Origin of the sequence: Gemmiger formicilis (assembly GCF_016901605.1) — a bacterium.
Classification (GTDB): domain Bacteria; phylum Bacillota; class Clostridia; order Oscillospirales; family Ruminococcaceae; genus Gemmiger; species Gemmiger formicilis_B.
On the sequence record NZ_JACJKP010000374.1, the window covers coordinates 1 to 666 of the forward strand.

2 protein-coding genes are annotated in these 666 nt (G+C 61.0%); both read left to right on the plus strand.

From position 1 onward, the window contains the following. On the plus strand, nucleotides 1-478 hold a 478-nt coding region (locus H6B10_RS14950; RefSeq protein WP_204652304.1), incomplete at its 5' end, for a DUF4956 domain-containing protein. Next, the coding region (locus tag H6B10_RS14955; RefSeq protein WP_204652305.1) for a hypothetical protein at nucleotides 475-666 on the plus strand (192 nt) is incomplete at its 3' end. The genes H6B10_RS14950 and H6B10_RS14955, both read left to right, overlap by 4 nt.

Here is a 666-nt window from a genome sequence, read left to right on the forward strand (position 1 = left end):
GGTGGCGGTGATCATTGTGACCATCAGCACCAACATTACCCTCTCCCTGGGCATGGTAGGCGCTCTCAGCATTGTGCGCTACCGCACCGCCGTCAAAAATCCGCTGGACTTGATGTTTCTGTTCTGGGCCATCACCTCGGGCATTGCCATCGGCGCCCAGTATTATTACATAGCCTTTGTGGCCTGGGTGGTGGTCACGCTGGCGCTGGTGTTTCTCAAACGGATCAAGGGCGGGGCGGGCACCTATGTGCTCATTGTGACCTACTGTTCCGACCCCGATGTGGAGGAGGCCGTCCGCCGCTGCCTGCACAAACAGCCCGGCAAATTCCGGTCCAAGGTGGTCAAGGGCGGGTCCACCGAACTGACCATGGAACTCTACCTGAAAACCGATAATCTGAACATCACCCAGCCGGTACAGAACATCGACGGCGTGCAGGATGTCACGCTGGTGGAGTACCGCGGCAACCTGGAAGCATGACCCGGGCTCGCAAGTTGCTGCCGCTGCTGTTGCTGGGGCTGGCACTGGGGGCTGTTGCCCTGCTGCGGGTGCGGGTTCCTCTGGTGTCGGCAGAGATCCCGGCGGGGCCCAAACCCGTCACCAACCCCATGAAAGGGCTGGTGGCCTGGGGCGAAAACTACCGTCAGGACCCCTATGTGGCCTTTGCC